This window comes from Wolbachia endosymbiont of Drosophila barbarae (genome assembly GCF_044752445.1).
In the GTDB taxonomy this organism is placed as follows: Bacteria; Pseudomonadota; Alphaproteobacteria; order Rickettsiales; family Anaplasmataceae; genus Wolbachia; species Wolbachia pipientis.
Genome location: NZ_JBIXJM010000092.1, coordinates 1 through 1,657 on the forward strand (window position 1 = coordinate 1; position 1,657 = coordinate 1,657).

The 1,657-nt window shown below is 35.8% G+C and carries 1 protein-coding gene; it reads right to left on the reverse strand.

Going from position 1 to position 1,657, the window contains the following annotated elements; all coding sequences use genetic code 11:
- Positions 1-117 precede the first annotated feature (117 nt).
- Complete coding sequence (locus tag ACIPNH_RS01215) at positions 118-1,629, reverse strand: hypothetical protein (RefSeq protein WP_400771131.1); 1,512 nt, start codon at positions 1,627-1,629, stop codon at positions 118-120.
- Positions 1,630-1,657: the final 28 nt, after the last annotated feature.

A 1,657-nucleotide genomic window follows, 5' to 3' on the forward strand; every position in this document is an offset into this window, starting at 1 on the left:
CTGACAATCGTCATCCCGCTACGTGTTAGCGGGATCTAGAGATACCGCGAATGAATCGCGGTATGACGGTCTGCAGCGGTATGACGTAGGGCTGCACTAGCTATATCATGCATTTTATTAACCGACACTATAAACAATATCCTTACAATTATGAGATTGAACCACAACTTGCTCAAGCGTTAAGCTGCTGCGTTTAGCGTCTTTACTGTGATTTTCCCCAAGAACATTTGTTCTTTCTCGTTTTATTTCCTCAATGAATTTCCCATTAACATCTTTAGGATCAATCTCTTCTTCAGAATATATAAGGTTAGTGCAATTTGTTTTTCTATAATAATGCACGCCAAGACATATAATTGATAATGCAAGTATACCAGAACCTATAAGTAATGATAATCCTATGTTATTAGTCAAAGGGTTTTGGTAAAATTTTTGTACACCATTAACACCATGTGTTGCAAGTAGCCCTAGAGGAAACGCTATATTTGCAGCAACTACACCAGTAAATAATGCAGTAAATATTGGTCTGTCGTTAATTACTGATTTTATTTTATTAGTTCTAGTAATTACTTTTTCGTCAATGTTAGTGAAGCCTTGTTTAGCTTCCCAAGCATTAAGTACAAAATTTGAATGAGTGCCATTGCTATATTCCAGTCTTACAGATTTTATAGCTTTATCTTTTGGCTGGTGCTCCAACACCTCAGCTAAAATTTTATCCGCATCTTTTTTTTGAATGGAATGTTCTTCAGTATCTATAAATTGCCTTGTTGCAAAAAATATTGGACCAATTGCAAGCAATGCAGCAAGTACGATAACTGGTATAGTGATATATTTTGGGCTGTTTGTAAAAAATGCAATAAATTTTGCTTTATCTTGTAAATATAATAAAGCTGCAGATATACTGAGTATAATAGCACTTGCAGTAAAAATTATAAAGCCCTTCTGCTGCATGGCATATTTTGCTCTTGGCAAGAATCTGTTTGTTTTTTTATTTGTTGTGCTACCTATATCAGAATTTAGTGAAAAAGACTCTTCAGAGTCATCTTTGCTTTTATACGATGGTAAAGTATTTGAAGACGCACCTAAATCATCTTTTGAGTTTTGACCACCTATTTCACTGTCTAAACTCTTTTTCGAAGATTTTGTATTTGGGTTTATAACTGCATAAATATGTTCTTCTGATCCATTACCAGATAATCCTTCTAAACCTAAACTTGCTGTTTGTGATACCCAATCATGAGTCTCACCTTTTGTTTCTTCTAGGGAAGGAGGTAGTACTTCAGTACTAAGACCAAACAAATTTTTGTCTTCTTTGTCTTGTAAACCTGGAGCTTTTGGCAAAATCGGTGGTGCTCCATCACCATCTTTTTGTCGATTTACAGATGCATAAGTAGGATCCACTTCCTCATCATCTGATTCTTCATGTGACATTCCCTGCACACGTGGTACTACATTCAGTACACTTGAGATAGCATTTCCTGCTTCTTCAGGCGATGGTGGATCTTTTAGTGTTATCTTGCTATTGTCACTTGTTTGTTCGTAAGAAGTTAATTTTACTGTTGATTTTTCGACTGACCCATGCATATTCACTCCAAAGTTATAGCATTTCTCATAATAGTCCGAACAGGTCATAGGAAGGCAGAATCAACAGCACGACGAA

What these genes read in the sequence shown, in the direction of transcription:
- ACIPNH_RS01215 (WP_400771131.1), bottom strand. Translation starts at nt 1,629, where the DNA reads ATGACCTGTTCGGACTATTATGAGAAATGCTATAACTTTGGAGTGAAT.